The sequence below is a fragment of the Klebsiella sp. M041 genome (assembly GCF_059759695.1).
Genome location: NZ_JCAXWU010000067.1, coordinates 1 through 328, shown reverse-complemented (window position 1 = coordinate 328; position 328 = coordinate 1). Strand labels below are relative to the sequence as shown.

Here is a 328-nt window from a genome sequence, read left to right as displayed (position 1 = left end):
AGATACTCATCCCAATGATCGTATCCTGGAAAGCCATCTGTTGAAGCTTCTCCTGTTTCCCACTCAATTTTTACCGTCATTCCCGGTTCCCATTTTGGAGGCACACCAAAGTAACCAGCACCGCCTCCTCCCTGCCACGGGCCGATAATATCGACACCGGACTGCCCGTTGACACTAAAGTGGTTGATGGCCCAGTGGGTATGGTTGATAGCTTCAATGGGGCTTTGTTGAATAAATCAGATTTCGGGTAAGTCTCCCCCGTAGCGGGTTGTGTTTTCAGGCAATACGCACGCTTTCAGGCATACCTGCTTTCGTCATTTTGTTCAGC

General features: G+C 49.7%; 1 pseudogene. It reads right to left on the bottom strand.

Annotated features, from left to right (window positions below):
• Positions 1–218: pseudogene (locus AC6CWS_RS26520) on the bottom strand (DUF3304 domain-containing protein); the annotation flags it as partial.
• Positions 219–328: the final 110 nt, after the last annotated feature.